This window comes from Arenimonas sp. (genome assembly GCF_022842045.1).
Classification (GTDB): Bacteria; Pseudomonadota; Gammaproteobacteria; order Xanthomonadales; family Xanthomonadaceae; genus Arenimonas.
The window spans coordinates 1-23,138 of sequence record NZ_JALHQI010000026.1; the positions used below are offsets into that span (position 1 = coordinate 1).

23 protein-coding genes are annotated in these 23,138 nt (G+C 70.4%); 13 read left to right on the forward strand and 10 right to left on the reverse strand.

The features are described from left to right. The 7 genes from Q0C12_RS07350 to Q0C12_RS07380 form a co-directional block, all read right to left on the reverse strand. Positions 1–386 (reverse strand): S1 RNA-binding domain-containing protein (locus Q0C12_RS07350; RefSeq protein WP_290888316.1); only part of this gene is annotated, 386 nt, incomplete at its 3' end. Between the two features lie 160 nt (positions 387–546). Further along, entirely contained in the window at positions 547–1,239 is a 693-nt protein-coding gene (gene cmk, locus Q0C12_RS07355) for a (d)CMP kinase (protein WP_034211099.1), read from the reverse strand. Between the two features lie 36 nt (positions 1,240–1,275). Further along, positions 1,276–2,589 carry a 3-phosphoshikimate 1-carboxyvinyltransferase gene (gene aroA / locus Q0C12_RS07360; protein WP_290888321.1) on the reverse strand — a complete coding sequence of 438 codons (1,314 nt, stop codon included), beginning with the start codon at positions 2,587–2,589 and terminating at the stop codon, positions 1,276–1,278. Continuing rightward, complete coding sequence (gene hisC / locus Q0C12_RS07365; RefSeq protein WP_290888324.1) at positions 2,586–3,707, reverse strand: histidinol-phosphate transaminase; 1,122 nt, start codon at positions 3,705–3,707, stop codon at positions 2,586–2,588. Before hisC ends, aroA begins: the two co-directional genes overlap by 4 nt. Before the next feature lie 2 nt (positions 3,708–3,709). Then, entirely contained in the window at positions 3,710–4,813 is a 1,104-nt protein-coding gene (pheA, locus tag Q0C12_RS07370; RefSeq protein WP_290888396.1) for a prephenate dehydratase, read from the reverse strand. A gap of 102 nt (positions 4,814–4,915) precedes the next feature. After that, positions 4,916–6,001: a 3-phosphoserine/phosphohydroxythreonine transaminase gene (serC, locus tag Q0C12_RS07375; RefSeq protein ID WP_290888327.1), complete on the reverse strand. Its 1,086-nt coding sequence runs from the start codon at positions 5,999–6,001 to the stop codon at positions 4,916–4,918. A gap of 63 nt (positions 6,002–6,064) precedes the next feature. Then, positions 6,065–9,256 (reverse strand): PAS domain S-box protein, encoded by a 3,192-nt coding sequence (locus Q0C12_RS07380; protein WP_290888330.1) that lies wholly within the window; start codon positions 9,254–9,256, stop codon positions 6,065–6,067. A 55-nt stretch (positions 9,257–9,311) separates the two neighbouring features. Between Q0C12_RS07380 and msrP the strand changes: the two genes are divergently transcribed. Next, a complete protein-coding gene (gene msrP / locus Q0C12_RS07385; RefSeq protein ID WP_290888333.1) occupies positions 9,312–10,301 on the forward strand; it encodes a protein-methionine-sulfoxide reductase catalytic subunit MsrP in 990 nt (329 codons plus the stop codon). A gap of 38 nt (positions 10,302–10,339) precedes the next feature. Next, positions 10,340–10,921 (forward strand): protein-methionine-sulfoxide reductase heme-binding subunit MsrQ, encoded by a 582-nt coding sequence (locus tag Q0C12_RS07390; protein ID WP_290888399.1) that lies wholly within the window; start codon positions 10,340–10,342, stop codon positions 10,919–10,921. Here the strand turns inward: Q0C12_RS07390 and Q0C12_RS07395 are convergent. Continuing rightward, complete coding sequence (locus Q0C12_RS07395; protein ID WP_290888336.1) at positions 10,897–11,766, reverse strand: FHA domain-containing protein; 870 nt, start codon at positions 11,764–11,766, stop codon at positions 10,897–10,899. The two genes, Q0C12_RS07390 and Q0C12_RS07395, sit on opposite strands and share 25 nt — an antisense overlap. 98 nt (positions 11,767–11,864) lie before the next feature. Here Q0C12_RS07395 and Q0C12_RS07400 point away from each other — a divergent pair, with 98 nt between their 5' ends. Continuing rightward, positions 11,865–12,140 (forward strand): polyhydroxyalkanoic acid system family protein, encoded by a 276-nt coding sequence (locus Q0C12_RS07400; RefSeq protein WP_290888338.1) that lies wholly within the window; start codon positions 11,865–11,867, stop codon positions 12,138–12,140. Here Q0C12_RS07400 and Q0C12_RS07405 read toward each other — a convergent pair. Beyond that, a complete protein-coding gene (locus Q0C12_RS07405) occupies positions 12,085–12,855 on the reverse strand; it encodes a hypothetical protein (protein WP_290888340.1) in 771 nt (256 codons plus the stop codon). The genes Q0C12_RS07400 and Q0C12_RS07405 overlap by 56 nt on opposite strands. A 111-nt stretch (positions 12,856–12,966) precedes the next feature. Between Q0C12_RS07405 and Q0C12_RS07410 the strand changes: the two genes are divergently transcribed. The 3 genes from Q0C12_RS07410 to Q0C12_RS07420 all read left to right on the forward strand — a co-directional run bounded on the left by Q0C12_RS07410 (position 12,967) and on the right by Q0C12_RS07420 (position 16,194). Beyond that, positions 12,967–14,229, forward strand: coding sequence for a patatin-like phospholipase family protein (locus Q0C12_RS07410; protein ID WP_290888342.1), 1,263 nt, complete (start codon positions 12,967–12,969; stop codon positions 14,227–14,229). 110 nt (positions 14,230–14,339) lie between these two features. Further along, positions 14,340–14,957 (forward strand): phasin family protein, encoded by a 618-nt coding sequence (locus tag Q0C12_RS07415; protein ID WP_290888345.1) that lies wholly within the window; start codon positions 14,340–14,342, stop codon positions 14,955–14,957. Between the two features lie 190 nt (positions 14,958–15,147). After that, the gene (locus Q0C12_RS07420) at positions 15,148–16,194 is read left to right on the forward strand and encodes a restriction endonuclease (protein ID WP_290888348.1); all 1,047 of its coding nucleotides are present in this window, start codon (positions 15,148–15,150) and stop codon (positions 16,192–16,194) included. 48 nt (positions 16,195–16,242) lie between these two features. Here Q0C12_RS07420 and Q0C12_RS07425 read toward each other — a convergent pair whose 3' ends face one another. After that, positions 16,243–18,231 (reverse strand): SDR family oxidoreductase, encoded by a 1,989-nt coding sequence (locus Q0C12_RS07425; protein ID WP_290888351.1) that lies wholly within the window; start codon positions 18,229–18,231, stop codon positions 16,243–16,245. A 146-nt stretch (positions 18,232–18,377) separates the two neighbouring features. Here Q0C12_RS07425 and Q0C12_RS07430 point away from each other — a divergent pair, with 146 nt between their 5' ends. The 7 genes from Q0C12_RS07430 (at position 18,378) to Q0C12_RS07460 (ending at position 23,132) form a co-directional block, all read left to right on the forward strand. Continuing rightward, positions 18,378–18,635: an acyl-CoA-binding protein gene (locus Q0C12_RS07430; RefSeq protein ID WP_034211080.1), complete on the forward strand. Its 258-nt coding sequence runs from the start codon at positions 18,378–18,380 to the stop codon at positions 18,633–18,635. 9 nt (positions 18,636–18,644) lie between these two features. Next, positions 18,645–19,271 carry a TetR/AcrR family transcriptional regulator gene (locus tag Q0C12_RS07435; protein ID WP_034211078.1) on the forward strand — a complete coding sequence of 209 codons (627 nt, stop codon included), beginning with the start codon at positions 18,645–18,647 and terminating at the stop codon, positions 19,269–19,271. Positions 19,272–19,384: 113 nt separating this feature from the next. Continuing rightward, positions 19,385–19,510 carry a type B 50S ribosomal protein L36 gene (gene ykgO, locus Q0C12_RS07440; RefSeq protein WP_005913193.1) on the forward strand — a complete coding sequence of 42 codons (126 nt, stop codon included), beginning with the start codon at positions 19,385–19,387 and terminating at the stop codon, positions 19,508–19,510. A gap of 156 nt (positions 19,511–19,666) precedes the next feature. Then, positions 19,667–19,999, forward strand: a complete 333-nt coding sequence (locus Q0C12_RS07445) for a hypothetical protein (protein WP_290888357.1) — start codon at positions 19,667–19,669, stop codon at positions 19,997–19,999. Positions 20,000–20,005: 6 nt separating this feature from the next. Then, a complete protein-coding gene (locus Q0C12_RS07450; protein WP_290888360.1) occupies positions 20,006–21,037 on the forward strand; it encodes an agmatine deiminase family protein in 1,032 nt (343 codons plus the stop codon). Further along, the gene (locus Q0C12_RS07455) at positions 21,034–21,921 is read left to right on the forward strand and encodes a carbon-nitrogen hydrolase (protein ID WP_290888363.1); all 888 of its coding nucleotides are present in this window, start codon (positions 21,034–21,036) and stop codon (positions 21,919–21,921) included. Before Q0C12_RS07450 ends, Q0C12_RS07455 begins: the two co-directional genes overlap by 4 nt. Continuing rightward, positions 21,918–23,132, forward strand: coding sequence for a TraB/GumN family protein (locus tag Q0C12_RS07460; protein WP_290888365.1), 1,215 nt, complete (start codon positions 21,918–21,920; stop codon positions 23,130–23,132). Before Q0C12_RS07455 ends, Q0C12_RS07460 begins: the two co-directional genes overlap by 4 nt. Positions 23,133–23,138 lie beyond the last annotated feature (6 nt).

The following is a 23,138-nucleotide window of genomic DNA, read 5'->3' on the forward strand; positions in this document are numbered from 1 at the left end:
CGGACGTCGCGGATGTCGACGGTGAAGCCGCCCTTGACCTTGCCGCTGATGCGGCCGGTGACGATCTCGCCGGCTTCCATGGAAGCTTCGAGTTCGTCCCAGACCATGGCGCGCTTGGCCTTCTCGCGCGACAGCACGGTCTCGCCGAAGCCGTTCTCGAGGTACTCCAGCGCCACCTTGACGGTGTCGCCCACGGCGACTTCGAGCTCGCCGGCTTCGTTACGGAACTGCTCGATCGGGATGATGCCTTCCGACTTGAGGCCGGCGTTGATCACGACGACGTCGGAACGGACCTCGACCACCATACCGGAGACGATGGCACCGGGCTTGAGCTTGCTCAGGGCGCCCTGGCTCTGCTCGAACAGTTCAGCGAAAGATTCAGTCATTGTTGGATACTCGGTTGGACATACGGGCCACGGCATCCGCCGCGTCCCACCTGTTGGCGCTTGCGCGCGTGGATAGGAAAACCGCGCCTCATGGCACGGCATTGTTGGCCTGCGTTCGGAAACCGCGCCCGCGGCGGGACGGGATGCGCCGGGATGGCGGTTACGGCTGGCGGGGCGCCCGGAGTTTTTCCGGCAGCACCGACAGCACGCGCTCGATCACCTCGGTGATGGGCGTTCCGGTGGAGTCCACGATCACCGCGTCTTCGGCGGGTTTCAGGGGCGCCACGGCACGCCCGGCATCGCGCTCGTCACGAGCGGCGATTTCGTGCAGCAGGCCGGCAAGGTTAACCGAAACCCCTTTTTCCTTCAACTGCTTATAGCGCCTTTGCGCCCTTTCCTCGGCGCTGGCGGTCAGGAACACCTTGTACGGGGCGTCCGGGAAGATCACGGTCCCCATGTCCCGGCCGTCCGCGACCAGGCCCGGGGCCTTGCGGAAACCCTTCTGAAGGTCCACCAGGGCGGCCCGGACCGGCGGGTGGGCGGCGATCGCCGAGGCGGCGGCGCCGGCGGTCTCGGTGCGCAGCTGGCGGGTGGCGTCCTTGCCGTTCACGATCACGTGGGGCTCGCCCGAGCCCTGGGTCTCGAACCGGATCTCGGTGCGGCGGGCGCACTGGGCCACGGCCTCGGGGTCGCTCAGGTCCACCACCTCCCAGGCGGCCGCCAGGCCGACCGCCCGGTACAGGGCGCCGGAGTCGAGGTAGTGCCAGCCCAGGCGCTCGGCCACGGCGCGGCTGATGGTGCCCTTGCCGGAGCCGGAGGGGCCGTCGATGGTGAGAACGGGGATTCGAGGCATGGGCCGGGATTCTAGTGGATTGCCCCGGGGACGGGGCTAAGCGTCGCGCAAGCCGAAGCCTGACGAGCGCGCCAGCGCGTCGAAACCGGGGAACGACGTGGCGACGTTGGCGCAGTCCAGTATCCGCACCTCGCCCGCGGCAAGCTGGCCGGCGATGGCCAGGCTCATCGCCACCCGGTGGTCGCCGTGGCTGTCGGCCTGGCCGCCGTGGAGGCGGCCGCCGGTGATCACGGCGCCGTCCGGGGCCTCGACGATGTCGGCGCCCAACGCGCGCAGGCCGGCCGAGGTCACGGCGATGCGGTCGGATTCCTTCACCCGCAGTTCGGCGGCGCCGCGGACGACCGTGCGACCCTCCGCCAGCGCGGCGGCCACGAACAGGGCCGGGAATTCGTCGATCATGTCCGGCACCAGGGCTTCCGGGACCTCGATGCCGCGCAGCCGGGCGTGGCGCACGCGCAGGTCGGCGACGGGCTCCCCGCCCTGCTCGCCCGGATCGTGTTCGGTGATGTCGGCACCCATCAGCCGCAGCGCGGCCAGCAGGCCGGTGCGGCGCGGGTTCATCCCGACCCGGCGCAGAAGGACGTCCGAGCCTGGCACCAGGCTGGCGGCGACCAGGAAAAACGCCGCCGAGGAAAAATCGGCCGGGACATGCACGTCGGTGGCCCGCAGACGGTGACCCCCGGACAGCACCGCCTCGCCCGGCGAGAAACGGATCGGCCAGCCGAAGGCCGCGAGCATCCGCTCGGTGTAGTCGCGGGTCGGGTGCGGCTCGCGGACCCGGGTTTCGCCACGGGCGTAGAGCCCCGCCAACAGCACCGCGGACTTCACCTGTGCGCTGGCGACAGGCAATTCAAAATCAATACCTTGAAGATCATTGCTAAAGCAAATTCGAAGCGGTGGAAGCCCGCCCGGCGCCGACTCGATGCTCGCACCCATCCGGCGCAGCGGCTCGATGACGCGGGCCATTGGCCGGCGCGACAGCGAGGCGTCGCCGACCAGGGTGCTGGCGAAGTCCTGCCCCGCCAGCAGGCCGGCCAGCAGGCGCATGCCGGTGCCGGCGTTGCCGCAGTCCAGGTCCGCCTCCGGCGCCTCCAGGCCGTGCAGGCCGACGCCGTGAACCGTGCGCCGGCTCGGGCTCGGCGCTTCGATGCGCACGCCCAGCTGGCGGAAGATGGCGGCGGTGGCACGGGTGTCCTCGCCTTCCAAAAAGCCGTGGATCTCGGACACGCCCTCGGCGATCGCAGACAGCATGATCGCGCGGTGCGAGACCGACTTGTCGCCGGGCACCTCCAGCTCACCGCGGAGGGCACGCCCTTCGCCCGCGACCCAGTCCAGCCTTGTCGCGGTCATGCCAGTACCTCGTCCAGGGCCTGCAGCAGCCGGCGGTTCTCGTCGCGAACGCCTACGGTCAGGCGCAGGCAGGTCGGCAGTCCGTAACCGGCCATCGGCCGCGGCACCACGCCGCGCGCGACCAGGCCAGCCTCGACCGGAGCCGCGTCGCGCCCGAAATCCACCAGCAGGAAATTCGTCTGGGAAGGCGCCGCCACGAACCCGCGCGCCGAAAGCGCATCGGCCAGCGCCTCGCGCTCGATGGCGTTCTGGCGCCGAACCCAGGCCAGGTGGTCCTGGTCCGCCAGTGCCGCCTCGCAGGCGGCCAGGCCCGGCAGGTTCACGTTGAAGGACTCGCGCACGCGCTCGAGCACGGCCACCAGAGCCGGATCGGCCAACAGGCAGCCCACGCGCAGACCGGCCAGGCCATAACCCTTGGAGAAGGTGCGGGTCACGACCAGGTTGGGGAAGCGGGCCAGCAGTGGAATGGCGGAGGCCAGCGCCGGATCGGTCACGTACTCGAGGTAGGCCTCGTCCACCACCACCAGCACGTTCGCCGGCAGGCTGGCCAGGAAGGCCTCCAACGCCGCGGTGACGAACCAGGTGCCGGTGGGATTGTTCGGGTTGGCGAGGTAGACCAGGGCCGTGTCCGGGGCGACCGCGGCGCGGATCGCGTCCAGGTCGTGGCCGCGCGGCATGGCGTCGTCCATGGGCCGCGCCGGCGCCGGCCGCCAGGGCGCCCCTGCCGCCTGCGCGGCCAGCGCGTACACCGCGAAGCCGTACTGCGACGACACCACGGCCCGCCCCGGCCCGGCGAACACCTGGCCCATCAGCATCAGCAGCTCGTGCGAACCGTTGCCCAGCAGGATCGACGCCGGGTCGACGCCGTGGCACGCGGCCAGGGCGCGCTTGAGGTCGCCGCCCAGCGGGTCCGGGTAACGGTGCAGCGAATGCAGCGCGTCCAGGATCGCGGCACGCGCCGCCGGGCTGGGCCCGTGGCTGTTCTCGTTCGAACCCAGTTCGACCAGCGCGCCCTCGGCGAACCGGCGCCGCAGGGCCACGAGGTCGAGCCCGGGGTCGTAGGCGCGCAGCGCGCGGATGCCGGGCTGGGCCAGCGCTACGTAGTCCAGAGCAGCCATCGTCAGCCCAGCGCCACCGGGTAGGAGCCCAGCACCTTCACGTCGGCGGCGTACTCGCCGAGTTCCGCCAGCGCACGGGCGACGCCCGGGTCCTGCACGTGGCCGCTGACGTCGATGAAGAAGGCGTACTGCCAGCGGCCCGCGTGCGAGGGGCGCGACTCGATGCGGTTCATGCTGACGCCGTGGCGGGCGAAGGGACTGAGCACGCCGTACAGCGCGCCCGGCTGGTCGCGCACGTAGACCAGCAGCGAGGTGCGGTCGTGGCCCGAGGCCGAGAACAGCTCGCGGCCCAGCACCAGGAACCGCGTGGTGTTGTCCGGCCGGTCCTCGATCGGGCCGGCGACCACCTTCAGGCCGTAGACGTGGCCGGCATTCTCGCCGGCAATCGCGGCGGCGTCATCGGCCGTGCGCGAGCGGCGAGCGGCCTCGGCGTTGCTCGACACCGCGAGTTTCTCGGCCCGGGGCAGGTGCTGGCGCAACCAGGCGCGGGCCTGGGCCAGCGACATCGGATGCGAATAGACCCGCTCGATGTCCTCGAGCCGCCCGGTGCGCGACATCAGGTACTGGTGCACGGCCAGCTCGACTTCGCCGCAGATCTTGAGCGGCGAGGTCAGGAACATGTCGAGCGTGGACTGGATGGTGCCCTGCCCCGAGTTCTCCACCGGCACCACGCCGAAATCGGCGTTGCCCGCCTCGACTTCCTGGAACACCTCTTCGATGCTGGCCAGCGGCAGGCCCTTGGCCGAATGGCCGAAGTGCTTTTGCAGCGCCTGCTGCGAGAACGTGCCCTCGGGCCCGAGGAAGCCAACCTTGAGCGGCTCCTGCTGGGCCAGGCAGGCCGACATGATTTCCCGGAACAGGCGCAGCAGCACTTCGTCGCTGAGCGGGCCCTCGTTGCGGTCGAGCACCTGGCGCAGCACCTGCGCCTCGCGCTCCGGGCGGTAATAGTCCACGGCGGCCTTCAGCGGGCCCTTGGCCTTGCCGACCTGGCGGGCCCAGCCGGCGCGTTCGGCGATCAGGGCCTGGATCTGGCGGTCGATGCCGTCGATGCGCTCGCGCACCTCCGACAGCACCGGCGTCGGTTCGACCGCTGGCTGCCTGGCCATTGCCTTGGCGACCGGCTTGCGGGTGGCCGCAGGCTTGCGCCGCGGCTCAGCCGCGGGCTTGGCCTTGCCGGCCTTCGGGGGTGCCTTGCGGGTGGCCAAGGCTCACCCGTTCCGGCGTGCGAAGTCGGCCATGAAATCGGCCAGCGCCGCCACGCCAGCCTCCGGCATGGCGTTGTAGATCGAGGCGCGCATGCCGCCCACCGCGCGGTGGCCCTTCAGGCCGAGCAGGCCGGCGGCCTCGGCTTCCTTGAGGAAGGGCTTGTCGAGCGCGGCGTCGGGCAGGAAGAAGGGCACGTTCATGGTTGAACGCGCGGCCGGCGCCACCGGGTTGCGGTAGTAGCCGCCCGAACCATCGATGGCCGCGTAAAGCGCCGCCGCCTTGCGCGCGTTGCGCTCGCCGATCGCGGCGGCACCGCCCTCGTCGCGGATCCACTTCAGCACCAGCCCCAGCACGTACCAGGCGAACGTGGGCGGGGTGTTGAACATCGAATCGTTGTTGGCCTGGTTGAGCAGCTCGAAGATCGGCGGCAGCGCACGCCCATGCTTGCCCAGCAGGTCCTTGCGGATGATGGCGATGGCCAGGCCCGACGGGCCCAGGTTCTTCTGGGCGCCGCCGTAGAGCACGCCGAAGCGGCTGACGTCGATGGGGCGCGACAGGAAATTCGAGGACACGTCGGCCACCAGCGGCACGCCGCCGACGTCCGGGATGTCGTGGAATTCGACGCCGTGGATGGTCTCGTTCGGGGTGTAGTGCACGAAGGCCGCGCCGGGCGTGAGCTGCCAGCCCTCGCGCGCCGGGATGTCGGCGTAGCCGCCGGCCTTGCTGCTGGCGGCGATGTTCACGTTCATGGAGGGCCGGGTGTTGTCCACCGCCTTCTCGCCCCAGTGGCCGGTGAGCACGAAGTCGGCGACCTGGTCCGGGCCGGCCAGGTTCAGCGCCAGCAGGGCCGAGAGCGTGGTGGCGCCGCCCTGCAGGAATAGCACGTGGTAGTGGTCGGGAATGGCCATCAGCTCGCGCAGGTCGCGCTCGGCGGCAGCGGCGCACTCGACGAAGGCGGCGCCGCGATGGCTGACCTCCATCACCGAAGCCCGCTCCCCCTGCCACTCCATCAATTCGGCCTGGACCTGGCGCAGGACGGGCTCGGGCAGCGCGGCGGGGCCGGCGCTGAAATTGAAGGCGCGTGACATCGGGAACACCTCGGGGAATGTGGTTGGCAGGCTAGCACGGCGAAACCGCGCCTCGGAAGCAGCTCAACCGAAGATGCGGGTACCCGCCAAGAGCTTTTGCTCGAACTGTTCCGGCGGCAGCGCGCGCGAGAACAGATAGCCCTGGCCGAACTGGCAACCCACCGACTCGAGCAGCGCCCGCTGGCCCTCGGTCTCGATGCCCTCGGCGGTCAGGGCCAGGCCCAGCTCGTCGGCGAAGCCGGTAATGGTGCGGACGATGGCGCGATGCCGGCGGTTGGTCTCGATGTCGCGGATGAAGACCTGGTCCATCTTCAGCGCATCAAAGGGCGAAGACGCGAAGGATTCCAGCGACGAGTAGCCGGTGCCGAAGTCGTCCACCACCAGGCCCACGCCCAGCGCCTTGAGCGACAGCAGCCGCTCCTCGGCCTGGCCGCGGCCGGCGCGGAAAGCGGTCTCGGTGACCTCGAGCCGAAGCGAGGCGGGCGGCAGCTGGTGCTCCTGGATCAGCCGGAACACCTCCTCGACGATCTCGGGCGAGACCATCTGCCGCTCATCAACGTTGACGTTCATGCTCAGCTCCCCCAGCTCGGGGTAGCGCCGGCGCCATTCGCCCAGCTGCCGGCAGGCCTCGCGCAAGGCCCAGGCGTCCATGTCCACGATCAGCCCGGTCTCCTCGGCGATGCCCAGGAACTCGGCCGGCGGCAACAGCCCGCGGGTCGGGTGGCGCCAGCGCACCAGTGCCTCGGCGCCGACCAGGCGGCCGCTGGCCAGCTCGATGATCGGCTGGTAATGGAGCCGGAACTCGGCGCGCTCGAACGCAAGCCGGAAGTCGGTCTCGAGCTGCAGCCGGGCCAGCGCCTCCTGGTGCATGCCTTCGTCGAAGATCACGAAGCCGGACTTGCCGGCGGCCTTGGCGCGGTACATCGCGGTGTCGGCGTCGCGCAGGACCTGGTCGGGCGACGCGTACTCGCTGCGGCCGATCACGATGCCCAGGCTGGCGGCCGAGAACACCTGCTGGCCGCCGATGTCGAAGGGCTGCTCGAACAGCCGCAGCACCCGCCGCGCGATGTCCACCGCACGGTCGTGGTCGCAGTCGCCGTCCGGCAGCAGGGTGAACTCGTCGCCGCCGTAGCGGGCGATCAGCACGTCCTCGAGCAGCCCATCCTCGAGCCGGCGCGCGATCTCGCACAGCAGGCGGTCGCCGGCGCCGTGGCCCAGGCTGTCGTTGACCCACTTGAAGCCGTCCAGGTCCAGGAACAGCACCGCGTAGCGCCGGCGCCGCCGGTCGCTGGCCTGGCTGACCTGCAGCATCGCTTCGGCCAGCCGCTGGTTGAACAGCATGCGATTGGGCAGCCCGGTCAGCGGGTCGTGGGTGGCGTGGAAGCGCAGGCGCTGTTCGGCCTCGCGCTGGCGGGTGATGTCCAGCACCGTGCCGGTGAGGTGCTCGACACCGTCGAGCAGGACCGGTCCGATGCTGACGCGGACGTGCACGCGCCGGCCGTCCCGGTGCAGCAGGCAGGTCTCGAAGTCCGGCGTCACCGCCAGGCCCTCGCGCCGCTGGCGGTCGCGCAGCTCGGACTGCGGCACCGATTCCGGCGCCATGATCTCGCGGTAGTTGCGCCCCTCCAGCGCCCCGTCGGGATGGCCGAGCATGGTCGACAGAGCCTGGTTGGCGTAGGTGTAGACGTCGTCGCGCATGATGAACACGCCCACCTGGCTGTGCTCGACCAGGGTGCGGTACTTGCCTTCCGAGCGCTGCAGCGCCTGCTGCATGGCGTGGTGCTCGTCGATGTCGAGCACCGAGCCGGTGAAGTGCACCGGGTTGCCGGCGTCGTCGCGGATCAGCAGCACGCTGGCGCTGACCCATTTCTGGCCGCCACCGCGGGTGCGCACCCGGGTCTCGTAGTGGCTGAACGCGCCGTCGCGCACCGCCCTCGCCACCAGGCCCTCGCGCTCGCCCGGGTCGACGTAGACCGCGCCCATGTCGGGCACTTCGGCCCTGAGCTGTTCCGGACTGTCGTAGCCGAGGATGCGGGCCATCACCGGATTCACTTCCATGATCCGGCCGTCGAGGCTGGTGCGGAACAGGCCGGCCGGGGAGCTCTCGAACAGCTCGCGGTAGCGCCGCTCGGCCTCGGCGATCGCGTGCTGGCGGCGGCGGTCCTCGGTGACGTCGCGCAGCGTCCCGGTGGACGCGATGTCGCCCTGGTACTCGACGGCGTCGGCGCGCACTTCGCACAGGATCCGCTCGCCGGTCTTGCGGCGCAGGTGGATTTCGTAGATCTGTGCGCTGCGCGAGCCGGCTTCGCGCTCGGCCCGGCGCTCCGCCTGCGCATCCCGGTCGGCCGGGTCGACCAGGGCCATGTACTCGCCGCCCTGCAGCTCGCCGGCGTCGTAGCCCAAGATCCGCTCCATCGCGCCGTTGGCGAATATGATGCGGCCGCGCTGGATCAGGAACACGCCATCGCGGCTGTTCTCCACCAGCACCTGGTAGAGCGCCTGGGATTGCCGCAGCGCCTGCTCGGCCTCGACCTGCGAGGTGATGTCCACCAGCGAGCCTTCGAAGAAGCGCACGGCGCCGGCGGCATCGCGGATGGCGCGGGCGTTCTCGCTGACCCAGATGATGCGGCCGTCGCGTCGGTGCACGCGCGCCCGCTGGCGCTCCAGCCGCCCACCGGACATCAGCTGCGCGCGAACCGCTTCGGCCTGGCCGGGGTCGGCGTACAGATGGTCGGTGTCGCGCGACAGTTCATCGAGCAGCTGCCGCGGCGAGTCGTAGCCGAGCAGGCGCGCCATCGCCGGGTTCACGTCCAGGAAGCCGCCCTCGGGCAGGCTGCGGTAGATGCCCTCGGAGGCGGCAAGGTAAAGCGAGCGGTACAGCGCATTGTCGGGCCCGGGGCCTTCGACCGGCGTTTCCTCGGGCAGCAGCGTGAGCAGGCAGAAAAGAACCGGCTCGCCACCCTCGGTGGCGAACTCGACGGACAGGTGGCCGGGCACGATGCGGCCGTCGGCGCGGGCCAGCCGCATGGGCAGCGCCGAAATACGGCGATCGGCACGCAGCAGGCTCCAGAGGCGGGCGCGGAAATCGGGCTCGGGCCAAAGGCCCACCTCGGCCGGCAGCCGGCCTGTCACCTGGTCGCGACGGTAGCCGGTGCTACGCTCGAAGGCATCGTTCACCGCCAGGAACGCGCCGTCCGCGGCCCGCATGACCGCGACCACGCTTTCCGATGAAGCGAACGCGTCGACCAGGCGCATCCTTTTCCCCGGTGGCTCCCTCTGCTCAGGAGTATAGCCACCGAAACCGGCCCGCATGGGCCCCGCTGGAGACCCGCGCGTGAAGACCCCGATCCCCGACCTGCCCGCCCACCTGATCACGCCCGAGCCCGTGTACCGGGCACGCCGCCAGCTGATGCAGCTGGGCCTGGCCAGCCCGCTGCTCGCGCTTGCCGGCTGCGCCGGGGCGCAGGACGCCAGCGCCCCCGCACCCACCGCGGCGGCCAGCGGGGCCAGCGGCGCGGCGCCCGCCAGCGAAGAGCTCACGCGTTTCGAGGACGCCACCAGCTACAACAACTTCTACGAATTCGGCACCGGCAAGACCGACCCCGCCCGCTACGCCGGCTCCCTGGAGCCGGCGCCCTGGTCGGTGGTGGTGGGCGGCGAAGCCGAGGTCACGGGCACCTTTCCGCTCGAGGACCTGCTCAGGATCACGGCCGTGCAGGACCGCACCTACCGCTTGCGCTGCGTCGAGGGCTGGTCGATGGTCATCCCGTGGCAGGGCCTGCCGCTGGGCGAGGTGCTCCAGCGGTTCAAGCCGAACTCGCGCGCGAAGTACGTTGCCTTCACCACCCTGGCCGACCCGCGCCAGATGCCCGGGTTGCGCTACCCGTCCATCGACTGGCCCTACCGCGAAGGCCTGCGGATGGACGAGGCGATGCACCCGCTGACCCTGCTGGCCACCGGCATGTACGGCAAGCCGCTGCCGAACCAGAACGGCGCCCCGCTGCGGCTGGTGGTGCCCTGGAAGTACGGGTTCAAGAGCATCAAGTCGATCATCCGCATCGACTTCACCGAAACCATGCCGCCGACCAGCTGGAACATGCTGCAGCCCGAGGAGTACGGCTTCTATTCCAACGTGAACCCCGACGTCGACCACCCGCGCTGGAGCCAGCGCAGCGAGCGCCGGATCGCCGGCACCGCCAGCAAGCTGTTCGCCGAGCGCATCCCCACCCTGCCCTTCAACGGCTACGGCGAGCAGGTTGCCGGCCTGTACGCGGGCATGGACCTGCGCAAGTGGTACTAGGCCGCGGCATCGATTGGCGCTGGGTCGGGTTCAAGGCCCTGGCGCACGCGCTGGCCCTGCTGCCGCTGGCGAGTCTGGTGCAGGGTGTCATCGAGGACAGCCTGGGCGCCGACCCGGTCGCGGCGCTCACCCACGCCACCGGCGACTGGGCGCTGCGCCTGCTTCTGCTCGGGCTGGCGCTGACGCCGCTCCGGCGACTCACCGGCCAGGCGTGGCCGATCCGGTTCCGGCGCCTGGTGGGTTTGTACGCGTTCTTCTATGCCTTCCTGCACCTGGCGGTCTTCCTGGTGCTGGACCTGGGCGGCTACTGGACGCAAATCTTCGAGGACATCGTCAAGCGGCCCTACATCACGGTCGGCTTCGCGGCCTGGATGCTGCTGGTGCCGCTCGCGTTCACGTCCACCCGCGGCTGGATGAGGCGGCTCGGCCGGCGCTGGGCGCAGTTGCACCGGCTGGTCTACGCGGTGGGCGTGCTGGCCGTGCTGCACTTCCTGTGGCTGGTGAAATCGGACCTGCGGGAACCGCTGGTGTACGCCGCGATCCTGGCGGTGCTGCTGGGCGCACGCCTGTGGTGGCGGCTGCGCCGCCCCCCGGGTCAGGCGCCGGCGCGGGGCGCGTAGACCAGCAGCGCGGTCAGGGCCGCGGCCAGCACGGTGGCGGCGGCGATCAGCCACCACAACGCGCCCGGGTCCTTGTGCGGCGGCTCGACGGCCGCGGGTTCCGGCGCCGCGACCGGGTCGCGCGCCACCGGCACCCGCACCGCCTTCATCGTCTGGGTGTGGGTGGTGGTGGCCGGCTTGGCCGCGTCCATCTGGCCGCGCAGCGGCAGGCCCGGGGCCTCGAGCTGGAAGCGGTGCTGGTCAATGACCAGCTGGTCGCCCGGTGAAAGCACGGCATCGCGCACCGGCACGCCGTTCACCAGGCTGGCATCGTTGCCCATGGCCCGCAGCACGACCCGGTCGGCGTGCAGCTCGACCACGGCGTGGCGCTCGGCGACACCGGCGTCCTCCAGGCGGATGTCGGCCGAGGCGGAACGGCCGATCAGCCGCGGCTCGGTCAGGGTGTAGCTGCGTCCGTAGTGCTGGCCAGACAGGCCGCGCAGCACGACGCGGGCGGCGGCCACGCGCTGGGCCTCACTCATCGCAGGCGGTGCCACGGCCGGGATGCGGCGCTCGATGGCGGGCTCGTCGTCGGCGCGCACCACCACCCGCAGCTTGTCCAGGCAGACCAGGTCGCCGGGGCGCAGCTGGGCCAGGCGTCGCACCGGGCGGGCGTTGAGGTGGACGCCATGGACACCGGCCGGGACCCGCAGCCACAGGCCCCGGCGGTCGCGCTGGAAGCTGGCGTGGTGGGGCGCGAGGCCGACGTCGGGCAGGCAGACCCGGCTGCCGGCGCGGCTGCCCACGATCACTTCCCCCCGAAGGGCCACGTTGGCGTGTTCACCGTTGGGGAACGTCAGCTGCATCCAAACTCCTCCGGCCGCGAATCTAGCATGGCCGGCTGCGGCCACGCCCTTGGTGGTTACGCCAAAGCAACGCAGAATAGGCCGCCGAGGAGGGCACCATGTCCAATATCGATATCCGCCGCAGCCATGCGCGGCCGCTGAAGGAAGCCCGCGCCGCGATCGAGCGCGTCGCCGAACACATCGCCGAGAAGTTCGACGTCGAGTACGGCTGGAACGGCAACACGATGGAGTTTTCCCGCGGCGGCGTCGACGGCCACATCGCCGTCAGCCCCAAGGACATCCACGTCACCGCGACGCTCGGCTTCCTGCTGGGTGCTATCAAGGGCCCGATCGAGCGCGAGATCCAGCGCTACCTCGACGAGGAGTTTGGCTAGGCCCGATCGCGAACGGATCCGGGTCGCCGGCCAACAGCCGGGCCGAGGCCTGGCGTTCGCGGTGGCCGATCGCCTCGAGGAAATCGCCGGCGCCGTCGAGCGCTTCGAACGCGCCGAAGCCCCGCTCCAGGAAGCCCTGCAGCTCGGACAGCCCGGCGGCCCGCGCCGGCAGCCGCGACGCCCGCAGCAGCTTGAATACGCCGCGCTGGTGGACCGCGCCGTCCAGGGTCCAGCCGACGCCGAGGATCAGCTCGATCTGCAGCCGGCGCAGCCGCGGCAGGCCGACGGCGCGGTAGGCCACGCCATAGTCGGCCAGCGTGATCTCGGCCTCGGGCGTCTTGCGCCGCGCCAGTTGCTCGGCCATCCGCAGGTCGAAGGCGTGGCTGAGCACGGCCAGGCCGATCGCATCGGCCGCGGCCTCCAGCAGGGTGTCGGGGAGCAAGCGCGACATCAGCGGCATGATCCGCGCCACGTCGCGGTCGCGGGCCGAGAAATCCTTCTCGCCGTACAGGTCGCTGAGGAAGAACTCGGCTGCCGGCCGCATCCGCGGGTTGGCCAGGAAGTCCTCGAAGCTGGCGGCCAGGCGCCGGGTCTGCCAGGCGCGCAGCCGCGCCAGCGCCGGCAACCGGTTGCGCGGGTCGCGCACCGGGTCATGCACGTCGCGCTGCCAGGCCAGGCGCCGGGCCAGCTTCTGGCGCAGGGGCGTGGTGCTCATGGCGCGCGCCGTGGCCCGTGAAGGCCGGGTAAGGAACTGCGATCGCTCACACTTGTCCGGGGTCTGCGGCGGGCTACAATCGCCGCGCCTTCGTAGGAGTTCCCCCATAGCATGCTAGTTCTGCAGCCCGCCCGGAAGCGCCGCCAGCCCAGCGAGGGCCGGATCGGCCTCGCCATCGCCGGCGGCGGGCCGATCGGCGGCATGTACGAACTGGGCGCGCTGCGTGCCCTCGACGTAGCCATCGATGGCCTGGACCTGACCAAGCTCGAGGTCTACGTCGGCGTCAGCTCGGGCGCCTTCCTGGCCGCGGGCCTGGCGAACCGGCTCGACACCGCCGAGATGTGCCGCATCTTCATCACCGGCGACAGCGACCAGGTCAAGTTCCGGCCCGAGATGTTCCTGCGCCCGGCCTTCCTGGAGTACGCCAAACGCGCGGCCTCCCTGCCCCGGCTCGCCTTCGACTGGTGGAAGGACGTGCTCACCGACCCGACCGGATCGCACCTGAGCGAGCTGATCAGCCGCTTCGGCGGCGTCATCCCGACCGGGCTGTTCGACAACCGCGGCATCGAGCGCTTCCTGCGCGAGGTCTTCACCATCCGCGGCCGCAGCAACGATTTCCGCGAGCTGGCGGCCAAGCTCTACGTGGTCGCGGTCGACCTCGACAGTGGCGAGGCGGTGCGCTTCGGCAGCCCCGGCTGGGACGACGTCAGCATCTCGCGCGCCGTGCAGGCCAGCTCGGCCCTGCCCGGCCTTTACTCGCCGGTGGACATCCGCGGCCATCATTTCGTCGACGGCGCGCTGCGCCGGACCATGCACGCCTCGGTGGTGCTCGACCACGGCATCGACCTGATGCTGGGCATCAATCCCTTCGTCCCGTTCAATGCCAGCCGCGGCGGCCGCCCGCCCGAAGGCATGGACAAGCTGGCCCAGGGCGGCCTGCCGGTGGTGCTGTCGCAGACCTTCCGCACCATCCTGCAGTCGCGCATGCAGGTGGGGTTGGCCAAGTACGCCCAGCAGTACCCGGACACCGACCAGGTGGTGTTCGAGCCCAACGAGGACGACGGCGAGATGTTCTTCACCAACGTCTTCAGCTACTCCTCGCGCCAGCGGGTGTGCGAGCACGCCTTCCATTCGACCCTGGCCGACCTGCGCCGGCGCCGCGAGCAACTGGCCCCGGTGCTGGCGCGCCACGGCCTGCGCCTGCGGGCCGAAGTGCTCGACGACCCGTCCCTGTCGATCATGGACGGACTGGGCATCGCGCCGCGCACCACCGATGCCACGGCGCGCCTGCGGATGGCGCTCGACGACGTCGACGCCATCGTCAAGGCGCGGCGCCCCAACCGTCGCCGCGCCGCCGCCACGCGCCGGCGCTGACCGCCGCGCGGACCGCGCCGCGCACTGGTGTGAATGCTCTAGACACGCGGCGCAAATTGGCGCCACTCGGGCGTCGTGCCCAACCCCTTACCGAACGGAGTTACCTCGCGATGGCCAAGCTCAAGAAGACCGTGCGTGCCAAGAAGGCCGCCCCGAAGTCGAACGCCGACCTGCAGGCCAAGGCCGAGCAGATGTCGCGCTCGATCGTCGAATCGGCCCAGCAGATCTGGATGGCCGGCGTCGGCGCCTTCACCCGCGCCCAGGGCGAGGGCTCGAAGCTGTTCGAGGCGCTGGTCAAGGAAGGCATGACCATCGAGAAGACCACCCGCCAGCTGGCCACCGGCCGCGTGGATGCGGTGCGTGATGCCGTCGAGGACCGCGTGGGCGTGGTGCGCGAGCGCGCCGTCGACACCTGGGACCGCCTCGAGTCGGTGTTCGAGACCCGCGTGCAGCGCGCCCTGAACCGCCTCGGCGTGCCGGGCCGCGAGGACCTCGCCGAGCTCAACGCCCGCGTCAACGAACTCAATGCGGAGCTGCGCAAGCTGGGCAAGGGCGGCGCCAAACCGGCCGCCAGGAAGGCCCCGGCGAAGAAGGCCGCTGCTAAGAAGCCGGCCAAGCCCGCCGCGCGCAAGGCCAAGCCGGCCCAGCCCGCCGCCCGCAAGCCTCGCGCCAGCCGCAAGCCCGCGCTGCCCAAGGCCCCCAAGCCGGACGCGCCGCAGGCCGGCTGAACCGTTTCATGTCCGCCAGCCAGTAACCGGAGTCCGTTCGCTCCCTCCCCTTGCGGCTTCCCGGCTGGCGGACATCTTCCCGTGACAGACAAAGGCCCGGCCCGCGCCGGGCCTTTGTCGTTGCGGGCCTGCGTCGCGCGGTTTCCGCGTTATCCTCTGGCACCCCGCAGATTGAGTTCGGAGCCATCGGATGTTTGGTGTCAGCCCCTGGATCGCCGCCGTCATTGCCACCGCCGTCGCGCTGTTGGCCAGCACGTGGTGGTTCGGCATCCATCGCCGTCGGCTGGCCGAGAACAGCGCCGGCATCAAGGCCCTGGCCGGCATGAAGTGGCGCGAGTGCGCCGGCCTGGTGCTGCAGGCCATGGCCGAGAAGGGCTATACCGAGCTGCCCTCGAGCCGGCAGCCGGGCGACGGCGGCGCCGAATTCCTGCTGTTGAAGGAGAACGAGCGCTGCCTGCTGGGCTACAAGCACGGCACCGCCTATCGCCTCGGCGAAGCCAACGTCCGCGATTTCGCCAATGCCGTGCAGCTGCAGGGCGCCACCACCGGCATGCTGGTCACGCTGGGCAGCGCCGAGGGATTCGCGCGCGACCTGGCCCGCCGCTACGGCGTCGACCTGGTGGACGGCCGCAGCCTCTGGCCGCAGGTCGAACCCTTCGCGCCGGCGCACCTGGTCGAGGACATCCGGCACCAGGCCGCCACCGGCATCCGCCGTGGCCAGCAGTTGGGCGCCGTCGGCAGCCTGGTGCTGGGCATGATGGTGTTCGGCGTGGCCCAGATGGGCGTGGAAGAGTCGCCGATGCCGGCCCCGGCAGGCGCGCCGTCGGCCGCCCCGGCCAGCACGCAGGCTTCTGCAGAACCGGCAACCGCCGCCGCAACCCCGGCTGCGGCGCCTGCGCCCGCCGCGGAACCGGAGTTCCAGGACGAAGCCTCCCGCCGGGCCAGCGACGCCATGAAGGAGCTCGCGGCCGTTGCCCAACTCACCGACGAGGAGCGGGCCCTGCGCAGGCGCCAGGCCGCCAGCCGGGTCGCCGACCTGAAGCAGGCCAACCGCGCCTACTGGTCCACCCAGTCCACCCTGGTGGTGGGCCTGGTGCGCGAGGACGGCATCGATACCGGCATCGTCAACGAAGCCTGCGCGATCCTGGTCGAGTACGAAGAGCTTCGCTACACGCGCCTGCAGCTCGAACCGCCTTCGGATTCGACCGTGCCGGTGCGCTGGAAGCAGTGCCAGTAAGCCCGGCGCCACCCGCCTCCCCCGCCCGAGGGCGAGGGGGCGCGTCCTTCACCAGTGCACGCCGCGCATCAGCGCCGCGAACGCCACCTGTTCGTTGGTGGGCTTCTCGTCCTTGAGCGCCTTGCGGTCGCCCTTGGCGGCGGCCGAGTCCGGGAACATCTCGAACGCGGTATTCATGATCACCTCGTAGGCCTTCGGCGCCACGGCGTTGAGCGTGGCGGCGAAGATGCCCATGCGGGTGGCGACGCGGCTGGGCCGCTCGATGATGGCCTTGACGATCAGGTCGGCGGCCTCCTCGGGGGTCAGGGTCGGCACCGAGTCGTACATCTTGGTCGGCGCGATCATCGGCGTCTTGACCAGCGGCATGTTGACCGTGGTGAAGGCGATGTTCTTGCCGCTGAACTCGGCCTGGGCGCAGCGGCTGAAGGCATCCAGCGCCGCCTTCGAGGCCACGTAGGCCGAGAATCGGGCCGAGCTGGCCAGCACGCCGATCGAGCTGATGTTGATGATGTGGCCCTTGCGGCGCTGGGTCATCACCGGCAGGAAGCCCATGATCAGGCGCAGGCAGCCGAAGTAGTTCAGCTGCATGGTGCGCTCGTAGTCGTGGAAGCGGTCGTAGCTGAGTTCGACCGATCGGCGGATCGAGCGCCCGGCGTTGTTGACCAGGATGTCCACGGCCTTGTGCTCGTCGAGCACGGTCTTGACCAGCGCGTCGCAGCTGGCCAGGTCGGTGAGGTCGCAGGTGTAGGCCCAGCACTTGCCGCCGGCGGCGATGATCTCGTCGCGGGTCTTGAACAGCTCCTCCTCGCCGCGGGCGACGATGATGACCTTGGCGCCGGCCTCGGCCACCTTGATCGCCGACGCGCGGCCGATGCCGGACGAGCCGCCGGTGATCACGACGACCTTGTTGGCCACGTGGCCGCGCAGGGTGCGGTCGACGAACAGGTCCGGGTCCAGGTGGCGCTCCCAGTAATCCCAGATGCGCCAGGCGTAGCCCTCGAGGTCGGGCACGGTGATCTTGCTGCCCTTGAGCGCGCGCTCGGCCACGCGGGTGTCGAAGCGCGTCGGGTAGGTGATGAAGGCCAGCGTCGCCGGCGGCAGCTTCAGGTCGCGCAGCAGCATGCTGGTGAAGCGCTTGATCGGCGGCAGGTTGGTGACCGCGCTGCGCACCGCGCCCGGCACCACGGCCAGCATGCGCGCGTCCAGGCGCATGGTCATCTCGGGCGCATGGGCGGCGCGGCAGAAGGTGTTCATCAGCTCGCCGAAGCGCATCGGCTCCGGGTCGACCAGGTGGAAGCACTGGCCGTCGAGCCCCTTCTTGTGGGCGATGTGGTCCATGGCGTCGGCGACGAAATCCACCGGCACCACGTTGATGCGGCCACCCTCGATGCCCAGCGTGGGCACCCACTGCGGCAGCGTCTGGCGCATCTTCTTGATCAGGGTGAACAGGTAGTACGGGCCGTCGATCTTGTCGATCTCGCCGGTCTTGGAGTGGCCGATGACCATCGACGGCCGGTAGATGCGGAACGGCACCTTGCATTCCTTGCGCACGATGCCCTCGGACTCGTGCTTGGTGCGCAGGTAGGGATCCTTGAGGCCTTCGGCTTCCTCGAACATGTCCTCGCGGAACACGCCCGGGTACAGGCCGGCCGCGGCGATCGAGCTGGTGTGGTGGAAGCAGCCGGCCTTGATGGCGGCCGCGAGCTCGATGGCGTGGCGAGTGCCGTCGATGTTGGCGACCTGCTGCGAAGCGGCATCGGCGGACAGGTCGTAGATGGCCGCGAGGTGGAAGAAGTGCTGCACCTTGCCCGACAGCGCCTTCACCTGCGCCGCGCTCAGGCCCAGCTTCGGCTTGGACAGGTCGCCGGGCACCGGGACGATGCGCTTGCGGTCCCAGCCCATCTTCGCGGCGATGGCCTCGAGCTTCTTCTCCGAGCCCTTGCGCACCAGCACGTGCACGCTGCCCCTGCGCTTGAGCAGGTTGCTGACCAGATAGCGCCCGATGAACCCGGTGGCGCCGGTGACGAAATAGCTCATGACCTCTCCCTGCCCTGTGCCCTGGACCGCCCGCATGGGCGGCCTCCCTGCGCCTAACTTGCCAGACCGCCCGCGCGCCGGCAAACGTCGCGTTGACCGTCCCCGGGGGCCGTGATATCACCCGGGGTTCAACCCGGGGGCAAGACATGGCAGACCTGAAAGAACAGTTCCAGAAGGCCGCGCAGGACGTGATGAACCTGGCCGAGCGGCCCGACAACGACACCATGCTTCGGCTGTACGGCCTCTACAAGCAGGGCTCCGAGGGCGACGTGAGCGGGCCCAAGCCCGGCTTCTTCGACTTCGTGGGCACGGCCAAGTACGAGGCCTGGGAAAAGCTGGCCGGCACCAAGCCCGAGGACGCGATGAAGAAATACGTCGACCTCGTGAAGAAACTGCGCGGCTGAGGCCGCCCCATGGCCCGCCAGACCCGCCAGCGGATCCTCGACACCGCCCTGCGCATGTTTAACCAGCAGGGCGAACCGAACGTCACGACCAACCACATCGCCGACGAGCTGGAGATCAGCCCGGGCAACCTTTACTACCACTTCCGGAACAAGGACGACATCATCGAGCAGCTGTTCCAGCGCTACGAAGAGCGCATGGACACGGCCCTGGTGTCGCCCGACAGCCGGCTGCGGGACCTGGAGGACATCTGGCTGCAGCTGCACCTGGTGTTCGAGTGCATCTGGGAGTACCGGTTCCTGTACCGGGACCTGGTGGACATCCTCAGCCGCAACCGGCGCCTGCGCCTGCGCTTCGCCCGCATCCTCAAGCGGGCGGCCGACGGGGCCTCCTCGGGCATGAAGGGGCTGGTCCAGGCCGGGGTGATGCGGGCCTCGGCCGCCGAGGTCGAGGCCACGGCCACCAACATCCTGGTCATCGCCACCTTCTGGATGAACTACGCCAGCGTCCGCGGCGACAAGGACGAGGACGAGGCCATCCGCAGCGGCATCGTGCAGGTGATGATGCTGCTCTCTCCCCTCCTGCGGGACGCCGAGCGGGTGCACCTGAACACCCTCACCCAGGCCTACCTCCGCTGACCGCCCCCTTTCGGAGAGGCCAGCGGGCAGGCAACGAGTTGTATTGCAAGCGGTTTTGGGCTGGGCTATACTCCCGCTTCTTTATCGCCCCAACCCCATTCCAAGGAACTGCCATGAAAGTGCTCTCGTCCCTGAAGTCGGCGAAGACCCGCCATCGCGACTGCAAGGTCGTGCGCCGTCGCGGCAAGGTCTTCGTGATCTGCAAGTCCAACCCGCGTTTCAAGGCCCGCCAGCGCTGAGCGCAGGCCGCCTGGGTTGATCGAAGCGCCGGCGAAAGCCGGCGTTTTCGTTTCCGGGCGGCGCCAGCCAGCGCGAGCCCGGAACATGGCGCAGCCGCGCGGGTTTTGCGATGATCCCCGGCCTACCCGTCATCCCGACGACCGTGGAGGTGGACCATGAAGGCCCTGACCCTTTCCCTCGCCCTGACCGCCGGCCTGCTGCTGCAGGCGCCTGCCCACGCCGACACGCTGCTGATCGAGCGGGTGCAGGCCGAAGCCAGCCAGTCGATGCCGGCCCGCGGCCAGACCATGGCCCAGGTCGAAGCCAAGTTCGGCGCGCCGCAGCAGAAGCACGCCCCCGTCGCCGGCCCGGGCGACCGCGCCCACAATCCGCCGATCACCCGCTGGGACTACGTCGGTTACTCGGTGTACTTCGAGAACAGCCACGTGGTCGACGCCGTGGCCACCAAAGCGAGCCCGACCGAGGCCGGCCCCAAGCCCGTCAAGTAAGCCCCGATGCCCAACAACCTGCGCTTCCCGGCGGAATGGGAGCCCCAATCCGCCGTCCTGCTCGCTTGGCCGCATGAAGGCACCGACTGGGCGCCGCGCCTGGAGGGCGTCGAGCGGACCTATGTCGCCCTGGTCGGCGCAATCACCCGGTTCCAGCCGGCCCTGGTCTGCGTCGCCGATGCGGCGCTGAAGGCCCGCGCCGTCGCGCTGCTCGAGGCCGCCGGCGTCGACCTGGCCCGGGTGCGTTTCTTCGAAGTGCCCTACGACGACACCTGGCTGCGCGATTCGGGGCCGATCACCCTGCGCGAGGGTGAAGGCTTCCGGCTGCTCGATTTCCACTTCACCGCCTGGGGCGGCAAGTTCGAGGCCGGCCTCGACGACCAGCTGGTCGGCAAACTGCACGCCTCGGGCCTGCTGGCGCCGGCGCGGCACCAGCGCATCGACTTCGCGCTCGAGGGCGGCGGCATCGAGACCGACGGCGACGGCACCCTGCTCAGCACCTGGACCTGCCTGCACGAGCGCCACCCGGACAAGTCGCGGGCCGAGATCACCGCCACCCTGGAGAAGTCGCTGGCGCAGTCGCGCACGCTCTGGCTGTTCCACGGCTACCTCGAGGGCGACGACACCGACGCCCACATCGACACCCTCGCCCGCTTCGCCGGGCCGGAGGCCATCGTGTTCCAGGCCTGCGACGACGAGGCCGACAGCCACTACGCCCCGCTGCAGGCCATGGCCGCCGAGATCGCCGCGCTGCGCCGGCCGGACGGCAGGCCCTACCGCCTGTTCCCGCTGCCGTGGGCGCGCCCGATCCTGGACGAAGGCCGGCGCCTGGCGGCGTCCTACGCCAACTTCCTGATCATCAATGGCGCGGTGCTGATGCCGGCCTATGGCGATGCCGCCGATGCCGAGGCCGCGGCGGTGCTGGCACGCGCCTTCCCCGGCCGCGAAATCGTCCGCATCGACTGCCGCCCGCTGATCTGGCAGAACGGCAGCCTCCATTGCGTCACCATGCAACTTCCCGAAGGCCTGCTGGCATGAGCAAGAAAACCCTCACCGTCGCCCTGGTCCAGGACCGCGACCACGGCAGCGTCGAAGCCAACCTCGCCAACATCGAGACGCGCGTCGCCGAAGCGGCGTCGCGCGGGGCGAAGCTGGTGCTGCTGCAGGAACTGCACAACGGCGCCTACTTCTGCCAGCACGAGTCCACCCACGAATTCGACCGGGCCGAGCCGATCCCGGGGCCGAGCACCGAACGGCTGGGCGCGCTGGCGAGGAAGCACGGCGTGGTGCTGGTGTCCTCGCTGTTCGAGCGCCGTGCCGCCGGGCTGTACCACAACACCGCGGTGGTGTTCGAAACCGACGGCAGCATCGCCGGCAAGTACCGCAAGATGCACATCCCCGACGACCCGGGCTTCTACGAGAAGTTCTACTTCACCCCGGGCGACCTGGGCTTCGAGCCGATCAATACCTCGGTCGGCCGCCTGGGCGTGCTGGTGTGCTGGGACCAGTGGTATCCGGAAGCCGCGCGCCTGATGGCGCTGGCCGGCGCCGACCTGCTGCTCTACCCCACGGCCATCGGCTGGGATCCGGACGATGCGCAGGACGAGAAGGATCGCCAGCGCGGCGCCTGGCTGCTGAGCCACCGCGGCCACGCGGTCGCCAACGGCCTGCCCGTGCTGAGCTGCAACCGCATTGGCCACGAACCCTCGCCGCTCGGCGCCTCGGGCATCCGGTTCTGGGGCTCCAGCCACGTGCTGGGTCCGCAGGGCGAGTTCATCGCCGAGGCCGGCACCGACGATGCCGAGGTATTGCTGGCCGAGGTCGACCTGGGCCGCAGCGAGCAGGTGCGCCGCATCTGGCCCTTCCTGCGCGACCGCCGCATCGATGCCTACCAGGACCTGCTCAGGCGGTACCGCGATTGAACATCTCCACCGAGGCCGGCTACGACGGCCTGCATGACCAGCCGCACGCCATCGTCGAGCGCGAGGGCGTGCGCTACACGCTGCTGGGAACGGCCCACGTCTCGCGCGCGAGCGTGGACGCCGTCGAGGCTGCGCTGGCCACGGGCCGCTACGACACCATCGCGGTCGAACTCGACGCCCAGCGCCACCGGGCGATGACCGACCCGGACATGCTTGCGAAGCTGGACCTGTTCCAGATCCTGCGCGAAGGCAAGACCGGTCTCGTCGCCGGCAACCTGGCCCTGGCCGCCTACCAGCGCCGCCTGGCCGAGCAACTGGGCGTCGAGCCCGGCGCGGAGCTCAAGGCCGCTGCGGTCGGTGCGGAAGCGCGGGGTCTGCGTCTTTCGCTGATCGACCGCGATGTCGGCACCACGCTCAAGCGCGCGTTCGCGGGCCTGGGCTTCTGGGGCCGCGCCAAGCTGATGGCGGGCCTGGGCGCCAGCCTGCTGGCCGACGACGAGGTCGAGGCCGGCGAAATCGAGAAGCTCAAGCAGGGCGATTACCTGGAATCGAGCTTTGGCGAGTTCGCCGCCGGCAGCCCGCCGCTTTATCGCGCGGTGATCGCCGAGCGCGACGTTTACATGGCCAACCGGCTGCGCCAGGTGGGTGCCGACGGCGCCCGCGAGGTGCTGGCGGTGGTCGGCGCCGGCCATCTCAAGGGCCTCGAGCGGCACCTGCGCGACGACCGCGAGGCACCGGCGCCAGTGCTGGCCGAACTCGACGCGGTGCCCGCCGGCAGCAAGATCCCGTGGTTCACCATCTTGCTCGTGGTGTTCCTGTTCGGCGGCTTCGCCTGGGGCTTCTGGCAGGGCGGCGCCGAGCTCGGCGGCGAGCTGGTGCTGCAGTGGGCGTTGATCACCGGCATCGGCGGCGCCATCGGTTGCCTGGCGGCCGGCGGCCACCCGCTGAGCGTGCTGGCCGCGTTCATCTCCTCGCCCCTGACGCCGCTGCACCCGGCCCTTGCCTCGGGCACCGTCAGCGCCGCGGTCGAGGCCTGGGTGCGCAAGCCGACCTACGCCGACTTCCTGCGCCTGCGCGACGACACCGGCAAGCTCTCGGGCTGGTGGCGCAACCGCGTGGCGCGGGTGCTGGTGAACTTCTTCCTGACCAGCTTCGGCACCGCGATCGGCGTCTGGGTCGCGGGCGCCAACATCATCGGCAAACTGGGCTGAGGCCCG